This window comes from Thermostichus sp. OS-CIW-33 (genome assembly GCF_054059615.1).
On record NZ_JBSSCH010000007.1, the window covers coordinates 60,364 to 79,749 of the forward strand.

The following is a 19,386-nucleotide window of genomic DNA, read 5'->3' on the forward strand; positions in this document are numbered from 1 at the left end:
TACAGATTAGAGCAATCAAAACCATGAAGTCTGCTGCTCGCCTAGCTTGTCTGCTTGCCGGACTGATCCTAGGAGCGGGGATCCCCGTCATTGCTCCCGCCCCCGCCCTTCCCGTTGCCCAAGCCGGTTTCCGGCCCTATCTCAATGCCCGTTTCGGCTACCGCATCGACTACCCGGCAGACTTTATCCCGCAAGGGGAATCCGACAACGGCGATGGCCAAGTGTTTCTCGGTCAAGACGGGGCTGAGCTGCGCGTTTGGGGTGAGTACAACATTTTTCAAGCAACGCCCGCCAGCGCCCTGCAGGAAGAACTTCGCCGCAGCCGGGAAAACCAACGCCGGGTTACTTACCAAGCTGTTGGCCGGGATTTCTTTGTGGTCTCCGGCTACGAGCCCGTTCGTGTCAGCGGTGCGGACCCCTTTGGCCAGCGGATTTTCTATCTCAAAACAGTTGTCCGCCCTTCGCTGCAAGCTGGCTTTGAGTTCGTGTACCCGGCCAGCCGGCGCGAGCGCTATGACCGAGATGTGGAAGCTATAGCCCGTTCCCTGCGCCTTGCCGATCCCTGAGCCAAGCCCCGAATCTGGGACAAGATCGGTAGGGATCCCTGGCAAAAACGATGGTGAAGAAACCTCTGGATGATTGCCTGCTGGAGCGGATGCGGGTTGTTGGCCTGTCTTCTTGGCGGGCTTTACAGGCCCAGGCCGGGATCAGCCGCCGCGCCCTTGATCAGGTGCGCCAGGGGAAGTGGGGATCCCTGCGCCTGGAGCAACTGCAAAAGTTGGCTGCCGCTCTGCAGTGGGATTTGGGATCCCTGCTGCGCCTCAACGGGAATGACAAAATGGGAGCCACCGATTCCTCAGAAGTCCTCTTCTCTCTGCTGCAGCCGCTGCTGACCAGCTACCCCACTGTCCGCCAGATTGCCCAGCGCAAGCCCGATTGGCCGGCCCAAAACGTGATTGCCTTGTTTCGATCCCTGGATGCTCTGCTGCAGCACTGGGGGTATGAGTCCATTGGCAGCCCCCTTGAATCCGTCCCCTTCGATCCGCAACGGCATCAGCCGGATCAGCCGGATATTCAGAAGGGGGATCCCGTTTACATTCGCTTTGTCGGCTACCGCCGCGGTGACCACGTCCTCTGCCCAGCCAAAGTCAGCCGTTCCCTGCCTGGAGGATTGAGCTGATGGCACCTGCCCCCAAAGCGACCCTAGCCATTGATTTTGGCACCAGCAACACGGTGGTGGCAGTTTGGGATCCCGCCCAAGCAGTGCCCCGTCTCCTCACTCTTCCCGGCCTCTCTCGCCCAGACCACTCGGCTATTCCCAGCTTGGTCTACGTGAAGGGAAAAGGCCAGCTCCTGGTGGGGGAAACCGTGCGCGCCGGTCGGTGGGGGGCAGTGGATCCGCAACGGCTGTTTCAGGGGTTTAAGCGGGACTTGGTGGCGGAGTTTGTCCCTCCGCCGCGAGTTCTAGATGGAGAGCGCTACGACGCCGAGAGGGTGGCCCAAGCTTTTTTGCAGACGGTGATGGAAGCTGTCCCGAAAGAACACCTGCAGCCGCAACAGCTGGTGTTCACCGCCCCTGTCGGCTCTTTTGAGCGCTACCTCAATTGGCTGCGGGGAGTGGCCAGTGCCTGTGGCTGGGATCCCGTTCAAATTGTCGATGAAGCCACGGCAGCAGCCCTGGGCTATGCGGTTGGCCAGCCGGGATCCCTAGTGCTGGTGGTGGATTTCGGCGGCGGTACCTTGGATCTCAGCTTGGTGCGCACCCTCGCTCCCCAAGCGGGTAGCCCTGTCCTCAAAGCGGAGGTGATCGCCAAGGCCGATGCCTATGTGGGCGGGGTGGACATCGACATTTGGATTGCCGACTACCTACTGCAGCAACTGGGGCTAAGCCGACAGCAAATTGGAGCTCTGGGCTGGCTCAACCTCCTGGAGCAGGCGGAACAGCTCAAGATCGCCCTTTCCACTCAGATGGAAGCGGTGGGCAGTTGGTTTGACGACGAAGCCCTCACTGCCCATGAGTTGAAGTTAAGCCGGCAGGAGCTGGAAGAGATCCTGGAAGCTCGTCAGCTTTTGGATCAAATCCGCCAGTGCCTAGACGACGTTCTCCTCACCGCCCAGGCGAGGGGATTGGGCAAGAACCAAATTGAGCAGGTGCTCTTGGTAGGAGGCAGCTCCCAACTGCCAGCAGTTCAAGAGCTGCTGCGCTCCTACTTCGGCAAAAAGAAAGTGCGCTGCGAACGCCCCTTCGATGCTGTGGCCCTGGGCGCCCTGCAGGTGGGCCGCCAGGTGAAGCTGGAGGATCGCCTGCACCACAGCTATGCCCTCCGCCTCTGGGATCCCTTGCAGAAAAGCTACATCTACTACCCCCTCTTCGAACAGGGCAGCCCCTATCCCTGCCGACGGGCTGAGCCCTTGATCCTGCAAGTGGCCAATGACGGACAAACGGAGATTCGCCTAGAGGTGGGAGAAGTGGCCCAGGTAGTCCAGTCGGAAGTGGTTTACGACGAGCTGGGGCGGATGAGCAGCCGTCAACTCACCCGGCAAACCGATTTCCGATCCCTAGCTCCTCTTGGATCCCCAACCGTTCGCGCTACTTCGACGGAGTCATCACCAATTTGTCTGGCCCGTTTGCAGCCCCCTGGCCGCGTGGGAGAGGATCGCCTTCGCGTCGAATTTGCCATTGATAGCTCGCGGCGCTTGTTGGTCACCATCACCGACCTGCAAACTCAGGCGCTCTTGGCAGAGGCCCAGCCTGTAGCCACCTTGAGTTAAGAGACGAAAGTAGAGAGAAGAGAGCGTCTTCACTGCAACGGAAGACAAAGAAAGCAATGTAAAGGGCACGACATGGCCACGATTCCCAACTCTCATCTCCCCTTGTGAGAGAGGGGTCGGGGGCTTGAGGAGAGTAGAGAGCGGTTGCGCCGACGGCGTGGGGTCTCAGGGGAAGGATCTCAATCATTGATATTGTTGATATTGATTATTGATTGAGAATGGCTGCATATCCAGTGATCTCTGTAGCGACTTGATGAATAATCTGAGCGATGGGATATGAATCTGATTTGCGTTTAACTACACTTCTTCTCTTGAGCTACCTTGGGAACAAATCTTGCTCTTGTCACCACCGCCCCATTTTGCCCGTCCTCCCCTCGACTTTATTCCGCCCGCCTATAGCGCCTGGGTGCTACGGCTCGTCCACGGGATCCTGCCCCTGCTCTTGCGGGTGAGGGTGCGGCGCTGGCTTCCTTCCGGCATTGCCAAAATCGAGGCCACAGGGGCGGAGATCTTGGCGCGGCTCTACCACCAGTTCCAGGAGGGTCAAATTCGCCTAGTCCTGGCTTTCCGACATGTGGAGGTGGATGACCCGCTGGTGGGCCTGTACGTTCTATCTCGCCTGGTGCCCGAAGCCGCCCGTCGACAAGGGATCCGCCTTCGAGAACCCCTTCACGCCCATTTTCTCTACGACCGGGGCATGCCCCTCTGGGGAGGGGAATGGCTGGGGTGGCTGTTGTCTCGCCTGGGCGGGATCCCTATACGCCGCGGTCGGAGGGTGGATCGGGTGGCGCTAAAGGCGGCCCGGCAACTGCTCCTGGATGGGCAATTTCCCTTTGCAATCGCCCCAGAAGGAGCCACCAACGGCCACAGCGAACGGATCAATCCCCTGGAACCGGGAATGGCTCAGCTGTGCTTTTGGTGCGCCGAGGACCTGGCCAAAGCTGGTCGCTCAGAGACCGTCATTTTGCTGCCCATTGGCATTCGGTACTACTACACGGATCCCTCCTGGACGAAGCTGGAGCGCCTGCTGGCGCGCCTTGAGCACCTGAGTGGGTTGACGCCTCCGAAGCCAGAGCCAAGATCCTCCAGGAGCCCCAACCTTCGCTACACCCAGCGGATCTGCCGCCTAGCCCAGCATCTCCTGGGACAACTGGAAGCTTTCTACGACCTACCTCCCTTCATCTCTGGGAGAGATGAAGAAGAACCACGGATAGAGCAGAGGCTAGCCCCTGGCCACTTTAACGCTCGCCTGGAGCGGCTGCTCCACAGAGCCCTGGAAACCGCAGAGACCTACTTTGGCCTATCTCCCCAGGGGGATTGGAACAGCCGCTGCCGCCGCATTGAAGAAGTCGCCTGGATCCAGATTTACCGAGAAGAATTGCGGCATCCTGGATCCCTGTCTCCCCTGCAGCGGGGGTTGCTCGACTGGAAAGCCCACCAGGCAACGCTCTACCTGCAGCACATGCGCTTGGTGGAAAGCTGTGTAGCCGTCCAGGAAGAGTATTTGCTGAGCAAACCCTCTTTTGAGCGGCTGGCAGAAACTGCCCTCATTCTATTTGATGTGCTGGCCCGCCTTCGAGGGGAATCCTACCCAGCCCGCCCTCGCTTAGGCTGGCGGGGGGTTCACGTGACCGTCGGGGATCCCATCTCCGTTAGCGAGCGGTTAGAGCGGTATTGCCGAGGCCGCCAGGAAGCCAAACAGGCGGTGACCGAGCTAACTCAGGATGTTTTTTCTTTCCAATTTCTTTCTTTTTCCAATTTCTAGGGATCCCCCAAAGGGGGAACCAGCTTAGGTGAGAAGCCTGGCACTACTGCCGAGAGACTGCTGAAAGATAAACCACCTTCCCATCATAGAACAGAGCTGAGCCTTGGTCGCCCCGCTGGGACTCTGCTCGGTACTCCCAGCAGCAATAGGAACTCACTGTGGTTTTCCACAACCAGGTGAGGTACTGCTCCGGCCTCGCTCACCTCGGTGATGGTTGCTTCCTTGGTTTGCAGATCTGGAAGGCGATAGGCAACTTCCTGCTCCCCCTGAGAAAAGAGAGGGAAAACCTGGAAACTGCCCTCTTGAATGGGATCCCCAATACGCAGGGTTGGAAAGTTAAGGCTGGCCATCGACTCCTCCTTCTCGTTGAAGTTGCAAGGGTGTTGCGGAAGCTGCCCTTCCCCTTGTTGGCTTGGGATCAGCTCGCCGGATCCTGCTCCAATCTAAAGTCCTTTGGAAATGCTCCCTTCCTAAAAAAAAAAAAGAGGTGAGGGGACAGCCTTCGCCTTTCGGGACTCTGGTAGCGCGGATGGAAATCATCCTGACCAAAAGAGAGGGATCCCTAAAAAAGGGATCCCTGCCTCAATATCTGGGGTTGATCTCTAGCCTGAAATAATTGAAATTAATCAGCACTAGTGAGTATCAAAGCACTCCGGGACTAGTCCCGCTCAATGTACAAAAAAAGCACTGCCATGCCTACCGCAGGAAGCAGCCAACCAACAATGGGGATAAAAATCCAAGGAAGATAAGCAGCAGCGTAAGAACCGGTCATGATTTTGCTCCTCTCAAGTGATGTGACAAACTTGACAACTAATTCACCAACCCTCGAAAGATGGCGTCGATCCCGGCAAAGTTCTCCAGCAGGAAGTAGGCAGCGAACACTCCACCCATACCTCCCAAGAAAAATCCTGCCGTCAGATCCCCCCAACCCCGAGCTGTAGCCAGAGGAGCGGCCCCCGGCGTCTCCGGCTTGTTTCCGAAGGTAACGCTGCCATAGGCCGACATGCAGGCGGTTCCCAGCAGCACAATCGCCATCGCCGTAACCAGCCCGCCTAAGTTAGCTGCCTCAGGGTAATCCCGCAGCGGCCCCAGCACAATTTCTGGCCCTACCAAGAAATAGCCATGGGCCAGCCCAATTTCTAGACCCCGCAACAGCGGCGATAAGCCAGGACGGTTGATGGGGAGATTGTTGATAAACAGACGGGTGACAGGAGAATCGCTGATGGGCGTCGAAAGATGCCCCTCGCAGGGATCGTCGTTAAAGGTGCGAATGTAATCCATGTCCGAATGTCCTGCCTGGAATTTTGCGATTCATTCTACGGGGCCTAAGTTACCCTCTCGGCAACCACCACCCGGATCGTTAAAAAAGTTCATGCTCGCTTAACACAGAGATAACTCTTCTAAATAAGTTTGAGACATAAGTTTGAGACATTCCCTCGCAGAACCTGTCCTCAGCAATTCGCGCTCTTGCCCATGATCCCTGACCTGCTAACGCGAACTTCACCCTCTCCAGGGGGAGAAGAGAGAAGTCCAGATTCACCGCCTGGTTGTAACCAGTGGTGAGGAATAGCGGCAGCTTTTTCGGACTGTGTATTGAGTATTAAGTTGAGTATTAAGGTCTGCAATGAAGTGGGATCCCTGCTGGGCAAGGGATCGATATTGCGCTGTGGTAGGTAGCCCCGAAAAAAGTGGTAGATACACTGGCCATGGGTCAACAAAGCCTAACTGAATTCGGCTAGGTCGTAAAAACCATGGGACCCTTTACCCCTACCTATTGGGGGCTACTACCAGACCGAAAACCTCAAACCTACAGACTAGAGCCTAGGCCCACATAGGAGCCATAGAAAAAGAGCCCAACTACCGTGATCACACCCAAACCGGCAACCACAGCCACTATCCACAAAGGGATCCTTGCTTGACTGGTCATAGCAACTGGTCTCCAAAAAAGACAGAACTAGCAGCAATTACATTCTCAGTAAACTTAGCAAAGGGGAGCAAGGGCTAGCCAAAAGCCAGCATTGTCCCCTGCGCTCTTTCCCAACTCCAAGAGCAGAGTGGGATCCTGGCCTCAGTTGAGAAAATAGCTGGAGAACAACAGCCCAACCACAAACACCAGCAGCAAACCCAGGTAAAGGGAAGTGCGGTTTAGCTCCACCGGTTGGGAGTTGGGATTCCTTTCGGGTTGATCAGCCATTGGGTTCACCGTTGAATAAACTGCATTGCAGCAATAGCTCCCAAGAAGAAAACAGTTGGGATCGCCAAGGTATGCACCGCCAGCCAACGGACGGTAAAAACAGGGTAAAAAACGGGTTCATCAGATTTAGTGGCCATAGATATCACCCTACGCAAAAAGCTCAATCAACTTACAAATTGCAACAACGAATAGTCCACTTACCCACGGGCACTCCTAGCGAGTCAGCCTCTCCAGCTCCTCCAGAGCATTGAAGCGATCGCTAACGATCGGCAACTCCTGGCGCTCTGCCGTGAAATACTCATTGGGGCGCGGGGTGCCAAAAATATCATAGGCCAGGCCAGTGCTCACAAAAAGCCAGCCTGCCAAAAACAAAGCGGGAATGGTCAGGGCGTGAATAACCCAGTAGCGGACACTGGTAATGATATCGACAAAAGGTCGCTCTCCGGTGCTGCCAGCCATGAAACTCCTCCCTAGGGTAGGGGCAAAAGTGCTTTCTGAACTTTCTGAGTCTATAACACAATGATAAGGATTTGGATGCACAACTACAAGTTACGAGACCCTTGCTTAGGCCCTTTGCTGTCAAGCCGGATCCCGTCTTGCATAGGTAAAATCTCCTAAGGGATCCCTGCGGCGAACCTTCTTACCCGAGTTTTCAGAATCTCACTGCCAAAGGGCGCAATCCCAAGGGGCATCGAGGGCTTGAGGATGGGGCGGAAGTTTGAGATAAGCTGGCCCTGAGGGGATGTTGTTGGAACAGGAGTGACAGCTATGCGGTGCTCGTGGCCCCTAGCTCTGAGCTTGTGTTGGACGCTGGGCTGGTCGGGTGTCAGCTTGCCGGCTTGGTCCCAAGGGGTGGAGCAGCAAGCCTCGCTGGCCTGGACCGACCCCTACGTGGCGGCTCTGGAACGTCAGACAGATGTGGTGATCACCCAAGAACCCCTGTCAGCCACCCTGACCCGTCTGGAATTGGCCCAGTGGCTGACGGAGTTTTTCGGCTACATTCCCAATCCCAACCAGGTGCAGGAGATTCGCGACCTAGAGCCCAACACCCCCGACTATTGGACTGCCCAAGCCGTGCTGCAGGCGGGGGCCATGCGCCTATACGAGGGCAACGAGTTTCGCCCGCAAGGGGATATCACCCACCTGGAAGCCCTGGCCATTTTGGTGCGGGCTCTGCAATTGCCTGCTCCCACCCAGGCCGACATTGAGCGCTGGATGGCTCTGTACACCGATGCGGCTGATGTGCCGGAGGTAGGGCGGGCTTTTGTGGCCATGGCAGGCGAAGCGGGGCTGCTGGTGAATGTGCCGGATCCAGCTCGTCTTCAGCCCAATCGCGTGCTGAGGCGAGCAGAAGGGGCGGTGTTGTTGCATCAGGCCCTGGTGTATCGCGGTCAGCTTCCGCCCTTGCCACCCCCTGTGGCCCAGTTGCGTCCCTCCCCAGCCCGGGTGGCCGAGACTGTCCAACCCGAAATCTTCCAAACGCGGATCACTCCCGAGGGAGGAAGCGTTCCTGCAGGGGGAACCTTGACCATTGAAGCGCAGGCCACTCCCAACGGCAGGGCTACGGTTGATATCGGCAGCGTGGTTCAGGGTCTGCCGATGCAGGAGGTGCAGCCCGGCTACTACCGCGCAGTTTATAGCCTTGGTCCTCAGGATGCCGTCTTTGGCCCCGACATCAGTATTCAGTTGACCCTCAATGGCGTCAGTACCCGCGTTCAACGGCGGCTACCTCAACTGGCCTTGGGCAATGTCGCTCCCCCGCCGGTGGAGTCGGTGTTTCCGCCCCCAGCTCCTCTGCCGCAGCCAGCCCCTCTGACTGCAGCCAGCAATCGCTATCCGCGCATTGAGGCCATTCGCTTGGATCCCCAGCGCGACTTGGTGGAAGGGGATATTCTCACCATTGCCATTTGGGGAGAGTCCGGAGGGATCGCCCAGTTTGATCTGGGGAATCTGGCCCTGAACCAGCCGATGCGGGAGGTACGACCCAACCACTACGAAGGCACCTACGTGGTAGCCCCCACCCACCAGGCCAACAATCCCACCTTGAGGATTGTGCTCACCAAGGACGGCCTCAGCCAGGAACATCGGGAGATTTTTCCTTTTTCCATCGATGGCTCCAGAGGAACCCGCTCCACCATTCAGCCGGTTTCCGCACCCGTCGCCACGGGACTGCCCCAGATTTTCAGTGTCACCACCAACAGCACCAATCTGCGCATGGGAGAAATTCTCAAAGTCACCATGCGAGGGGATCCGGGGGGGCGGGCTGCTTTTCGGATTGTTGGGGTAACGCCGGAAGTCGAAATGCGGGAGGTAGCGCCGGGCCTATACGAAACCCAGCAGCAGTTGCCCTTCAACATGCAGCCGGTCAACAACGGCATCATCGAGGTGATTTTGCAAAGAGGGGGCCAAAAGACCACCCAAACCAGCCCCTCGCCCATTACCATCGCCCCTTAGCTAGGATCCCCGAGAAGGCTAAACTGCTGCCTCAAAGGGATCGGCGCTGCGCTGGATCTGGGTAGAGAGCTTGGGGATTACCTGCAGGTTGAACTGTTGCTCGAAGACTTTTTTCTTCTCGTTTAAGCTCCACAACTCTAGGGCACAGTCGTCTTTGGGATGCCTGGGATCCAAAATCAACTCCATGCGGCGGGGGCCTTCTCCCAGGAGCTGAAAACGGCAGTGCAGGGCTTGAATGGCCTGCAGGCGGCGGCGATCCAAAGCACAGGCTATGCGCAGCAGGGGGCTCAGTTCCAGCACCACTTGGCGATCCCGCTCGTCGCTGAGGCGCTGGAAGTTCTCGTGCTTCTTCTTGGGGGGCGACTTGCGGTGGTAGCGGGCCAAGTTGGCGATCACCTCCACCTCTTCTTCGTTGAAGCCCAAGAGTTCTCCATGGCGGATCAGGTAGTAGGAGTGCTTGTGGTGGGCGGCATGGCTGATGAAGTGGCCGCAGTTGTGCAGCATGGCCGCCGCCCAGAGAAGAGCCCGCTCCCGGGATCCCCAGCCATGCAGGATGCCGCGGGTTTGATCGAAAAGGCTGAGGGCAAACTCGGCCACCCGCTCGGCATAGGGGATCTCCACCTGGTATTTTTCCGCCAACTTGAGGACGCTGCGCCGCCGCACCGAGCTGTGGTAGCGCAGCCGATCCTCAATCAGCCCTTGGCCGATCATCCAGTCCACGATCAGCCCTTCCCGCAGAGCCCGTTCGCAAAACTGGATCCGCTCCACCCCCAGCAGGGTCATCACTTCTTCCAAGATGACCGCCCCGGCTAGGATGATCTCCCCCCGCCTTTCCCCCAGGCCGGGCAGCTTTTGCCGTTCGGCCACCGTGAGGGAGCGCAGCTCTTTGATGTAGCCGCGCAGGGCTTCCAGGCTGAACTCATACCCCTGCAGGCGATGGGGGAGAGCGCCCAACCGACGGCGGGCATCCAACTGGGCCAGGCACTCGACGGTGCCAGAGGTGCCCACCAAAGGCAGGGATCCCTGTTGTTGTGAAGATGCGACGATCCGTTTCATCTGCTCAATGGGGGATTCCAGCATGCCGCGGATGTGCTGGCGCAGGGCTTGCAGTTCGCCAGAAGTGGGCGGATCGTGGTGCAAAAAAGCCTGGGTTAGACGCACAGCTCCCACCTTGATGCTGCGCAGAAACTCCGGCTCTTGGCCATTGCCCAAGATCAGCTCGGTGGAGCCACCGCCGATATCCACCACCGCGTGCATCCGGTTGTGGAACTCCATCGCCGAGAGCACTCCCAGATAAATGCGGCGGGCCTCTTCCTGCCCCGAGATTAACTCCACCCGCAGGCCCAGCTCCCGTTCAATCCGCTTCAAAAACTCCGGCCCATTGGGGGCCTCGCGCACAGCACTGGTGGCCACCGCAACAATGGAATGCACCTGAAAGCTCTCGGCAATGCGGCAAAATCGTTCCAGGGCCACTCGGGCCCGCTCCATGGCTGCAGGGGTCAGGGCACCCGTCTGGTTGCAGTATTCCCCCAGCCGCACGGTGGCTTTTTCGCGGGAGATGATGGTGAAGCTGGGGATACGGGGATTGATGCGCACCACCACCATGTGGAGAGAGTTGCTGCCCACATCGATGGCGGCCAGAACGGGGGCAGCCCAAGATTCAGGACGAGAAGCCGGGCCGGTTTCGGAAACTGGGGGAGCAGAGGCGACAGGGCATTCCGTGAAGTCGGTGCGCGAAGAGATCATGGCTCGGGTGTGGGGGTCAACCCCTTTAGGATACTGTGTACTTTCCCCCCTTGTTCCGGGCCCAGTTGTCAGGTTTGCGATTGACTCGGCAAACAGGGGAATGGACTCAGCTTGGGATCCCTGCCGCTCTCGCCCCAGCCTAAGATAGGGACACAGTATTTGATTTGTTTGTTTCAAAGTAGGTTCCGATGTCTCAGCCAGCCGAATCACCTCAGAAGGCCAACAGCACCCTCAAACTGCTGCGCACTCACGAGTCTCCCCAACTGGAGCGCATCCGCCACACCACTTCCCATGTCCTGGCTATGGCGGTGCAAAAGCTGTTTCCCAAGGCCCAGGTGACCATCGGCCCCACCACCGACTACGGCTTCTATTACGATTTTGACCATCCCGAACCCTTTACGCCTGAGGATCTCGACCGCATCAAAAAAGAGATGCAGGCGATCATCAAAAAAGGTTTGCCGGTGATCCGCGAGGAGGTGAGCCGGGAAGAAGCCAGGCGCAGAATCGAAGCCCTCGGCGAACCCTATAAGCTGGAGATCTTGGACAGCATTCCCGAAGGAGAGGTCATCAGCATTTATCACTTGGGGGATGAATGGTGGGATCTCTGTGCTGGCCCCCACGTGGAAAACACCCGAGATCTCAACCCCAGAGCCTTTGATTTGCTCAGTGTGGCCGGCGCTTATTGGCGGGGGGATGAAACCAAGCCGCAGCTCCAACGCATCTACGGCACCGCCTGGGAGACCCCAGAGGAGCTGAAAGAATACAAACGGCGGCTGGAAGAAGCCAAACGGCGGGATCACCGCAAGCTGGGCAAAGAACTGGGCCTATTTTTGTTTTCGGATGAGGTGGGGCCGGGGCTGCCTCTCTGGACACCCAAGGGCACCATTCTGCGCTCGGTGCTGGAGGATTTTCTCAAGCAGGAGCAGCTCAAGCGGGGCTACCTGCCGGTGGTTACCCCTCATATTGCCCGTGTGGACTTGTTCAAGATCTCCGGCCACTGGCAAAAGTATCGGGAAGATATGTTTCCCATGATGTCAGAGAATGAGCAGGCGCGTGCGGCTGAACAGGGCTTTGTCATGAAGCCGATGAATTGTCCTTTTCACATCCAAATCTACAAATCCGAGCTGAGATCCTACCGCGATTTGCCCCTACGATATGCCGAGTTCGGCACCGTTTATCGCTACGAGCAATCGGGGGAATTGGGAGGTCTGACGCGAGTGCGTGGCTTCACGGTGGACGATGCCCATTTGTTTGTTCGCCCCGATCAATTGGAGGAGGAGTTTCTCAAGGTTGTCGATCTCATTTTGGTGGTTTTCGATAAGCTCAAGCTCAAGGATTTTCGCGCCCGCCTCAGCTTCCGGGATCCCAAGTCGGACAAATATCTGGGATCCCCCGAAGATTGGGACAAAGCCGAAAATGCCATCCGTCGCGCTGTGGAGAAGTTGTCGATGCCCCACTTTGAAGGGATCGGAGAGGCAGCCTTCTATGGGCCGAAGCTGGATTTTATTTTCCGCGACGCGCTGGATCGGGAGTGGCAACTGGGCACGGTTCAGGTGGACTACCAAAACCCACAGCGCTTTGATCTGCAATACGTAGCTGAGGATGGATCCCGGCAGCGTCCGGTGATGATTCACCGTGCTCCCTTTGGCTCGCTGGAGCGACTCATTGGGATCCTGATTGAAGAATACGCTGGGGATTTTCCCTTCTGGCTGGCCCCGGAACAGGTGCGTATTTTGCCCATTTCCGATCAGTATCTGGGCTATGCCACCCAAGTGCGGGATCAACTGCGGGAACATGGGATCCGCGTTCACATCGATGCCGACAGCGATCGTTTGCCCAAAAAAATCCGCAATGCCGAGAAGGCCCGGATCCCTTTTATGTTGATCGTGGGAGAACAGGAACAAACGGCAGGAACGGTGAGCGTACGCCAGCGTCATGGGCAAGAGCTGGGATCCCTGACGGTGGCAGATTTCCTAGCCCAGCTACAGGCACTTGACTAGCTTGGGCATTCGGGATCCCTGGCTTGCGGCAACTGGGTTTTCAGAACTTGAGGATCCCAGGTTCTGAGGATCTCAAGAAAGAGCTTGAGTTTCCCTTTCTCAAGGGAAGCCAAGGGGGCTAATTGAAAAATCAGGATTTGGCCGACAACCCACCATGTTCTCTAGGGATTTTCTGGAGAGGATCCTGCAACGCTTTAGGAGCTGACGGCTAAATCGATCTGTCGCCGAATGGATTGGCCGTTACTTTGGTGAATTGATTGATAGTTACTTTGAATTGCAGTGAAATAGCCTGTCGATCTAAGCTCCTCATCTCCCGCTCTGCGATTGTAGATAACAGCACTATGAATTGTAGCTTTTACTACAGTATTAGCTTCTCTATTGGAGATAGGCTTTTGTGCATTCAAAGTCTGACCGCAGAGTGATGACTCAAGGATAGGATCCCATGCCCAAAACGCTGTTTAAAGTTGACCTGACTAAGCCAATGGATCAACAGGATCTACCGGGTCACAACCGCTGGCATCCTGATATTCCCGCTGTGGTTTCTGTAAACCCTGGCGAGGTATTCCGAATTGAGTGTAAAGACTGGACGGATGGGCAAATCAAAAACAACGATGATCCTTCCGACATTGAGCAGGTTGACCTAAGCGTTGTCCATGTTTTGAGTGGGCCTATTTGGGTTAACGGCGCCCAGCCTGGAGATATCCTGGTTGTCGATCTGTTAGACATTGGGCCACTGCCGGGAGACGAGTGGGGGTTTACAGGTATTTTTGCCAAAGAAAATGGAGGGGGATTCCTCACCGATCATTTTCCCAACGCGGCCAAAGCCATCTGGGATTTTCAAGGCATTTACACCACTTCCAGACACATTCCCCATGTGCGCTTTGCCGGCATCATTCACCCCGGCCTCATTGGCTGTGCCCCATCTCACGAGTTGCTGGCGGCTTGGAATAAGCGGGAAGCTGAGCTGGTCGCTTCGGCTCCCGATTTGCGCACTTACGGCGCGGGGCTATCCGGCAATCAGCCTGTGCTGGCCGCCTTGCCCAATCCCAAGAACGCAATTTTGGGAACTTTGCCCAAGTCAGAGTATGAGCGGGTTGCTGCTGAAGCGGCTCGGACGGTGCCCCCGCGAGAGCACGGCGGTAATTGCGATATTAAAAACCTGTCTAAAGGAACACGGATCTACTTCCCGGTTTACGTGGAGGGTGCCAAGCTGTCGATGGGAGATATTCACTTCTCGCAAGGGGATGGGGAGATCTCTTTTTGTGGCGCTATTGAGATGTCGGGCTACATCGATCTCCACGTCGATCTAATCAAGGGTGGTGTTGAGAAGTACAGATTGGTTAACCCCATTTTTAAGCCCGGCCCTGTTGAGCCACGTTACTCGGAATACCTTGTGTTTGAGGGCATTTCTGTGGACGAGCTTACAGGTAAGCAGCATTATATGGATGTTCACATTGCCTATCGACGCGCCTGCTTAAATGCCATCGAATATCTGAAAAAATTCGGCTTTACGGGAGAACAAGCTTATCTGCTGCTCAGTTCTGCACCGGTGGAGGGCAGAGTGAGTGGGATCGTCGATATTCCCAATGCTTGCTGTACGGTGGCTGTTCCTACGCAAATCTTCGACATAGATATTCTCCCTAGGTGAATGTTATCCGATGCCTCGTTCAAGGGGGTGGAATAGGAAGATGCCGCTGTATGAGTTTAAGTGTCAAACCTGTGGGGAGTTTGAGGTATGGCGGCCCTTATCTCAATATCGAGATCCGGCCTATTGTCCTTCTTGCAATCAGGAAGGGAAACGTCTCATTTCAGTTCCCATGGTTCAGCTTTCCAGCTCTTTGCCTATTTCAAAGGGGGGAAGAGAACCCAAACTGATCAAGCGTGAACAGCACTCAAATTCTGATCCAAACTCGCCAAAATATCGCTCCCAATCCTGTGGGCGACCTTGGATGTTGCACCATTAGTTATTAGACATAGTTGTTTCAGGCTAGGGTAAGACGCCTGGGCTATTGAAAAAAGCCTTCTGGCCCCGTGCATTATTGCTCCGCAGCGCTATTGCTATGCCTACGGCACCCTGACGGGAACCGCAATGCTGACGCGACGATGCGACGACGTAACGACGTGACCAACGTTTTAGGTGTGGGTGCAGTGTCCCAGTTTGAATCGAAATGACCATAGTGCTTAGAAAAAGAGAGACTCTCACAATACCCCCAGAAATGCTTTCCTCTGGCATGGCAGTTCACAACCTATGCTGGAAAAGGCGTTCAAGAAGCACCTCATGAGTGGGCCTGATCCTTCTTTGGCAGAGGGATCCCATCGCAGCGATATTGCCCTTCGCTTGCAGGGGATCACCAAGCGTTATCCTCTGGTGCTGGCCAACGACCACATCGATCTGGAGGTGCGTTGGGGAGAGATTCTGGCGCTGATGGGGGAGAACGGGGCGGGCAAGTCTACCCTGATGAAGATCGTCTATGGGTTGGTCAGCCCGGACGAGGGATCCATTCAAGTGGATGGGCAACCGGCCAAAATTCACAGTCCTGCCGATGCCATTCGGTTGGGAATTGGGATGGTGCATCAACACTTTATGTTGGTGGATCCCTTGACGGTTACGGAAAACGTGGTTCTTGGGGCCGAACCCGGCCATCTTTTTCAGGTCGATTTCCGTCGGGCCAGGGCTGAGGTGGCTCAGTTGATTGCCGAGATGGGCTTCCATCTGGATCCCGACGCCAGAGTGGAGGATCTGCCGGTAGGCCTACAGCAGCGGGTGGAGATCTTGAAAATGCTCTACCGCAAGGCCCGCATCTTGATTTTGGATGAGCCGACGGCAGTGTTGACTCCGCAGGAGGCAGGCGAGCTGTTTGCGTTTTTGCGCCGCTTTGCCCGGCGGGGGGGAGCTGTCATTTTCATCAGCCACAAGCTGAAGGAGGTAATGCAACTGGCCGACCGCGTCACCGTCATTCGGGATGGCAAGGTGGTGGCGACGTTGCCCACTGCCCAAACCGATGCCCAGGAACTGGCGCGGCTGATGGTGGGGCGGGAAGTCAGTCTGACCGTTGAAAAAAAGGCCGCTACCCCTGGGGAGGTGTTGCTGGATGTGCGAGATCTGTGGGTGGATATACCGGGGCGGAAGCCGGCGGTGGCGGGGGCGAGCTTCCAGGTACGTGCCGGCGAGATTGTGGGCCTTGCCGGTGTGGAGGGAAACGGCCAAACGGAATTGGTGGAGGCGATCACCGGCTTGAGAAGCTACCGCGGCCAAATTCGCTATGGAGCCGGATCCCTGTCTGCTTCGGCCCGACAGGTGCGTTGCTGGGGTCTGAGTCATATCCCCGAAGATCGCAATGTGAGAGGTTTGGTGCTGGATTTCCCCACCCGCGACAACCTGATCCTGGGGGATCACCATCAAAAGCCGTATACCGGCTGGTTGGGATTTTTTCGGGAAGAGGCCATTGACCAACATGCCCGCCAGGTGGTGGAGAGCTTCGACGTTCGCCCCCGCAGCATTTCCCTGACGGCCCGCCGCTATTCTGGCGGCAATGCCCAGAAGATCGTTGTGGGGCGGGAGCTTTCCTGTGGATCCAAGGTGCTGGTGGCTGCCCAACCGACGCGGGGGGTGGATGTGGGGGCCATCGAGGCCATTCATCGGCGCATCCTGCAGGCGCGGGATCAGGGCATGGGGGTGCTGCTGGTATCGGCGGATTTGAATGAGGTGATCAGCTTGTCGGATCGCATTTTGGTGATCCATGAGGGCCGCCTGGTAGGAGAACTCAGGCCTGAAGAGGCCACCGAAGAGCAGCTAGGGCTGCTGATGGGCGGGATCCAGCATTAGACGAGGCTGGGGGCAGCTTGAGAAGACCCTGCCGCCCGTTCTTGGGCTAGGGCTGCTCGCCGTTGCTCCAACTCTTGAGGAGAGATGCGCCCGTAGGTGACGCTCATCTCGGCCAGGCGCTGGATCATGTTCTGCCGCAGCATCTCTTCGCGGTAGCGCCAGGCCCAGTTGTTCTCGGTGGTGCCGGGGAAGTTCATGCGCGCCTCTGCCCCCAAGCCCATCACATCTTGCAGGGGAATGATGGCCAGATCGGCTACGGAAGCAAGGGCTAGGCGAATGAGATCCCAATGGATGCCCTCGGATCCCTGGCAGCCCAAATAGCGCAGCAGGTTTTGTTTTTCCCACTCCGAGCGATCCGGGTCATTAAACCAACCCACCACCGTGTTGTTGTCGTGGGTGCCGGTGTAAACGACAAAGTTGCGCTCATAGGCATGGGGCAAATAGGGGTTATCGGGCCCAGAGCCGAAGGCAAAGAGCAACACCTTCATGCCGGGCAAGCCAAATTGATCCCGCAGTTGCAACACCTCGGGCGTGATGTCTCCCAGATCTTCGGCAATCACCGGGATTTCCCCCAACTTGTCGGCCAGGGTCTGAAAGAAATCTGCCCCCGGCCCTTTTTGCCACTCCCCTTCCACAGCCGTTTCTGCATCGCCTGGAATGGCCCAGTAGCTCTCGAAGCCGCGAAAGTGGTCGATGCGCACACAATCCACTTGCTTGAGAATGGCCTGCATGCGTTTGATCCACCAGTCGTAGCCACGGGCCTTGAGCACTTCCCAGTTGTAGAGGGGGTTGCCCCAGCGCTGCCCGGTGGGGCTGAAATAGTCCGGCGGCACACCGGCTACTTGTAAAGGCCGTCCCTGTTCATCCAGGTGAAACAGCTCCCGGTTGGCCCACACGTCGGCACTGTTGGGGGCAACGTAGATGGGCACATCCCCAATGAGCCGCACTTGATGCCGATGAGCATACTCCCTTAGGGATCCCCACTGCTGGGCGAACAGATACTGCCAAAACATCTGCTCGGTAATGGCATCGGCATAGCGGTCGCGAGCCTCTTGCAGGGCCGGCGGATCCCGTCGCACCAAGGCCGGATCCCATTGGTTCCACTCTTGCTCGCCGTACACATCCTTGAGGGCCATGAACAGGGCATAGTCCGGCAGCCAGTCGGCCTCGGCAGCGCAATAGGCTTGGAAAGCTTCCCAATCGGGGCCGGAAGCTTTTTCTTTGAAGGTAGCCCAGGCGCGGTGCAACAGGCCCAGCTTGAAGGGGATCACGGTTTCGTAGTCCACCCGCTCGGTGGATCCGGCTTGGATCGTTGGCCATTGGGGCAGATCCTGCCAACTGTTGGGATCCAGCCAACCGGCCCCCACCAATAGCTCCGGGCTGATGAGCAGCGGGTTGCCGGCAATGGAGGAAAAGCTCATGTAGGGGGAGTTGCCCCAGCCGGTCGGCCCAAGAGGAAGAACCTGCCAGAGGCGCTGGCCGCTCTCCACCAGAAAGTCCACAAAACGATAAGCCGATGGCCCCAGATCGCCGATGCCAAATGGCCCCGGTAGCGAGGTGGGGTGCAGGAGGATCCCACTGAGTCTGCCCATGCGCATGGCCAAGCCCTTTTGCCCTAGGTGGTTTCACCGCCTATGCTGTCACTTCTGGAGCCACGGTGGACAGCTCCAGACAAGACAAAATTAGAACAAAGTTAAAAAATGAGCAGGATCCAAGGCCAAGACGCGCTTTTCCCTCTGGCCAGGGGATCCCGTCAGGGCGTCTCAGGAGCAGGGCAGGCTTGGGCATACCAGTCGTAGAGGCCATCACCGGTGGTGAGCCAAGTCTGAGGGCGAGATTGGATGTGCTGCAAGGCTTTTTTCAGGGATCCCATCCGCAGAGGCTGCCCGACAATGAAAGGATGTAGGCCGATGGCCATGACGCGGGGGGAGCGTTCCCCATCTTGCCACAGTTGATCAAACTGGTCGATGAGGGCTTGGGCAAAGGCTTCTGCCGGCAGGCGGGCGCTCAGACAAAGGCTGATGTCGTTGGCCTCTAGAGTGTAGGGGATCCCCAAGAGAGGGCCGGCGGCAGTCTGCAGCCAGTAGGGTTGGTCGTCGTTTACCCAGTCGGTGGTGTAGCGGATCCCGGCAGCCTTGAGCAGGTCAAAGGTGTTCTCGCTAACGGAAAACCCCGGCGTCAGCCAGCCCCAAGGGCGGGATCCCGACACCTTCTCCAAAAGGGACAAACTGCGCTCAATGAGCTCCTGTTCGACGTCACGGGCCAGGCCGCTGTGGCCGGTGGAGTTGTTCCAGCCGTGGGCCAGCACCGACCAGCCGTATTGGCGGATCCCTTCGATGATGGGGGGGTAAAGCTGCACCATTTCCGCGTTCAGGGCGGCAGTCACCGGGATCCCCAGCTCGGCAAACAGCTCAAACAGGCGCCAAATGCCCACCCGATTGCCGTAGTCCCGCCAGCCATAGTTGGCGATCTCAGGGGAGCTGGTGAGATGGGGTTGAATGGCCGTGCCCAGCTTGCCAAAGGTGAAGTGCTCGATGTTCATCACCACGTACACAGCCACCCGCGCCCGATGCGGTAGGCTCGGCAGATTTCGGCTGGGCAGAGCTGAGTAGGCAGGGGGCAGCATGTC

At 57.3% G+C, this 19,386-nt stretch carries 19 protein-coding genes; 9 read left to right on the forward strand and 10 right to left on the reverse strand.

Annotated features, from left to right (window positions below):
- The first annotated feature begins 23 nt into the window (after positions 1 to 23).
- From ACVWZG_RS06980 to ACVWZG_RS06995, 4 genes are all read left to right on the forward strand, one after another.
- On the forward strand, positions 24 to 566 hold the full coding sequence (locus ACVWZG_RS06980) for a hypothetical protein (protein ID WP_457406180.1): 543 nt from the start codon (positions 24 to 26) through the stop codon (positions 564 to 566).
- A 50-nt stretch (positions 567 to 616) separates the two neighbouring features.
- Positions 617 to 1,180, forward strand: coding sequence for a helix-turn-helix domain-containing protein (locus tag ACVWZG_RS06985; protein ID WP_457406177.1), 564 nt, complete (start codon positions 617 to 619; stop codon positions 1,178 to 1,180).
- Positions 1,180 to 2,772 carry an Hsp70 family protein gene (locus ACVWZG_RS06990; RefSeq protein WP_457406176.1) on the forward strand — a complete coding sequence of 531 codons (1,593 nt, stop codon included), beginning with the start codon at positions 1,180 to 1,182 and terminating at the stop codon, positions 2,770 to 2,772. Before ACVWZG_RS06985 ends, ACVWZG_RS06990 begins: the two co-directional genes overlap by 1 nt.
- Positions 2,773 to 3,112: 340 nt before the next feature.
- On the forward strand, positions 3,113 to 4,537 hold the full coding sequence (locus tag ACVWZG_RS06995) for a 1-acyl-sn-glycerol-3-phosphate acyltransferase (protein WP_414329878.1): 1,425 nt from the start codon (positions 3,113 to 3,115) through the stop codon (positions 4,535 to 4,537).
- A gap of 83 nt (positions 4,538 to 4,620) precedes the next feature.
- Here ACVWZG_RS06995 and ACVWZG_RS07000 read toward each other — a convergent pair whose 3' ends face one another.
- The 7 genes from ACVWZG_RS07000 to psbE all read right to left on the reverse strand — a co-directional run bounded on the left by ACVWZG_RS07000 (position 4,621) and on the right by psbE (position 7,190).
- Positions 4,621 to 4,887 carry an ARPP-1 family domain-containing protein gene (locus tag ACVWZG_RS07000; protein WP_414399589.1) on the reverse strand — a complete coding sequence of 89 codons (267 nt, stop codon included), beginning with the start codon at positions 4,885 to 4,887 and terminating at the stop codon, positions 4,621 to 4,623.
- Between the two features lie 308 nt (positions 4,888 to 5,195).
- Positions 5,196 to 5,309, reverse strand: a complete 114-nt coding sequence (locus ACVWZG_RS07005) for a photosystem I reaction center subunit VIII (protein ID WP_011433114.1) — start codon at positions 5,307 to 5,309, stop codon at positions 5,196 to 5,198.
- A 38-nt stretch (positions 5,310 to 5,347) separates the two neighbouring features.
- A complete protein-coding gene (locus ACVWZG_RS07010) occupies positions 5,348 to 5,818 on the reverse strand; it encodes a photosystem I reaction center protein subunit XI (RefSeq protein ID WP_011433113.1) in 471 nt (156 codons plus the stop codon).
- 526 nt (positions 5,819 to 6,344) lie between these two features.
- Positions 6,345 to 6,464, reverse strand: coding sequence for a photosystem II reaction center protein J (locus ACVWZG_RS07015; protein ID WP_011433112.1), 120 nt, complete (start codon positions 6,462 to 6,464; stop codon positions 6,345 to 6,347).
- A gap of 141 nt (positions 6,465 to 6,605) precedes the next feature.
- Positions 6,606 to 6,731, reverse strand: a complete 126-nt coding sequence (locus tag ACVWZG_RS07020) for a photosystem II reaction center protein L (RefSeq protein WP_011433111.1) — start codon at positions 6,729 to 6,731, stop codon at positions 6,606 to 6,608.
- A 5-nt stretch (positions 6,732 to 6,736) separates the two neighbouring features.
- Complete coding sequence (psbF, locus tag ACVWZG_RS07025) at positions 6,737 to 6,868, reverse strand: cytochrome b559 subunit beta (protein ID WP_011433110.1); 132 nt, start codon at positions 6,866 to 6,868, stop codon at positions 6,737 to 6,739.
- 76 nt (positions 6,869 to 6,944) lie between these two features.
- Positions 6,945 to 7,190, reverse strand: a complete 246-nt coding sequence (gene psbE / locus ACVWZG_RS07030) for a cytochrome b559 subunit alpha (protein ID WP_011433109.1) — start codon at positions 7,188 to 7,190, stop codon at positions 6,945 to 6,947.
- 309 nt (positions 7,191 to 7,499) lie between these two features.
- On the opposite strand from psbE, the gene ACVWZG_RS07035 reads away from it, so the two are divergent.
- Positions 7,500 to 9,185, forward strand: a complete 1,686-nt coding sequence (locus ACVWZG_RS07035) for an S-layer homology domain-containing protein (protein ID WP_457406174.1) — start codon at positions 7,500 to 7,502, stop codon at positions 9,183 to 9,185.
- Positions 9,186 to 9,203: 18 nt separating this feature from the next.
- Here ACVWZG_RS07035 and ACVWZG_RS07040 read toward each other — a convergent pair whose 3' ends face one another.
- The gene (locus ACVWZG_RS07040) at positions 9,204 to 10,931 is read right to left on the reverse strand and encodes a Ppx/GppA phosphatase family protein (RefSeq protein ID WP_457406171.1); all 1,728 of its coding nucleotides are present in this window, start codon (positions 10,929 to 10,931) and stop codon (positions 9,204 to 9,206) included.
- Positions 10,932 to 11,119: 188 nt separating this feature from the next.
- On the opposite strand from ACVWZG_RS07040, the gene thrS reads away from it, so the two are divergent.
- The 4 genes from thrS to ACVWZG_RS07060 all read left to right on the forward strand — a co-directional run bounded on the left by thrS (position 11,120) and on the right by ACVWZG_RS07060 (position 16,757).
- A complete protein-coding gene (gene thrS / locus ACVWZG_RS07045) occupies positions 11,120 to 12,931 on the forward strand; it encodes a threonine--tRNA ligase (protein ID WP_457406169.1) in 1,812 nt (603 codons plus the stop codon).
- A 442-nt stretch (positions 12,932 to 13,373) separates the two neighbouring features.
- Entirely contained in the window at positions 13,374 to 14,579 is a 1,206-nt protein-coding gene (gene fmdA, locus ACVWZG_RS07050) for a formamidase (RefSeq protein ID WP_414356687.1), read from the forward strand.
- Between the two features lie 40 nt (positions 14,580 to 14,619).
- Entirely contained in the window at positions 14,620 to 14,895 is a 276-nt protein-coding gene (locus tag ACVWZG_RS07055; protein WP_041438561.1) for an FmdB family zinc ribbon protein, read from the forward strand.
- Between the two features lie 314 nt (positions 14,896 to 15,209).
- Positions 15,210 to 16,757, forward strand: a complete 1,548-nt coding sequence (locus ACVWZG_RS07060; protein WP_457406164.1) for an ABC transporter ATP-binding protein — start codon at positions 15,210 to 15,212, stop codon at positions 16,755 to 16,757.
- On the opposite strand, the gene malQ is transcribed toward ACVWZG_RS07060, so the two are convergent.
- Both malQ and ACVWZG_RS07070 read right to left on the reverse strand, forming a co-directional pair.
- Entirely contained in the window at positions 16,754 to 18,355 is a 1,602-nt protein-coding gene (gene malQ, locus ACVWZG_RS07065; RefSeq protein WP_457406162.1) for a 4-alpha-glucanotransferase, read from the reverse strand. The two genes, ACVWZG_RS07060 and malQ, sit on opposite strands and share 4 nt — an antisense overlap.
- Before the next feature lie 155 nt (positions 18,356 to 18,510).
- Complete coding sequence (locus ACVWZG_RS07070) at positions 18,511 to 19,383, reverse strand: polysaccharide deacetylase family protein (RefSeq protein ID WP_457406160.1); 873 nt, start codon at positions 19,381 to 19,383, stop codon at positions 18,511 to 18,513.
- Positions 19,384 to 19,386 lie beyond the last annotated feature (3 nt).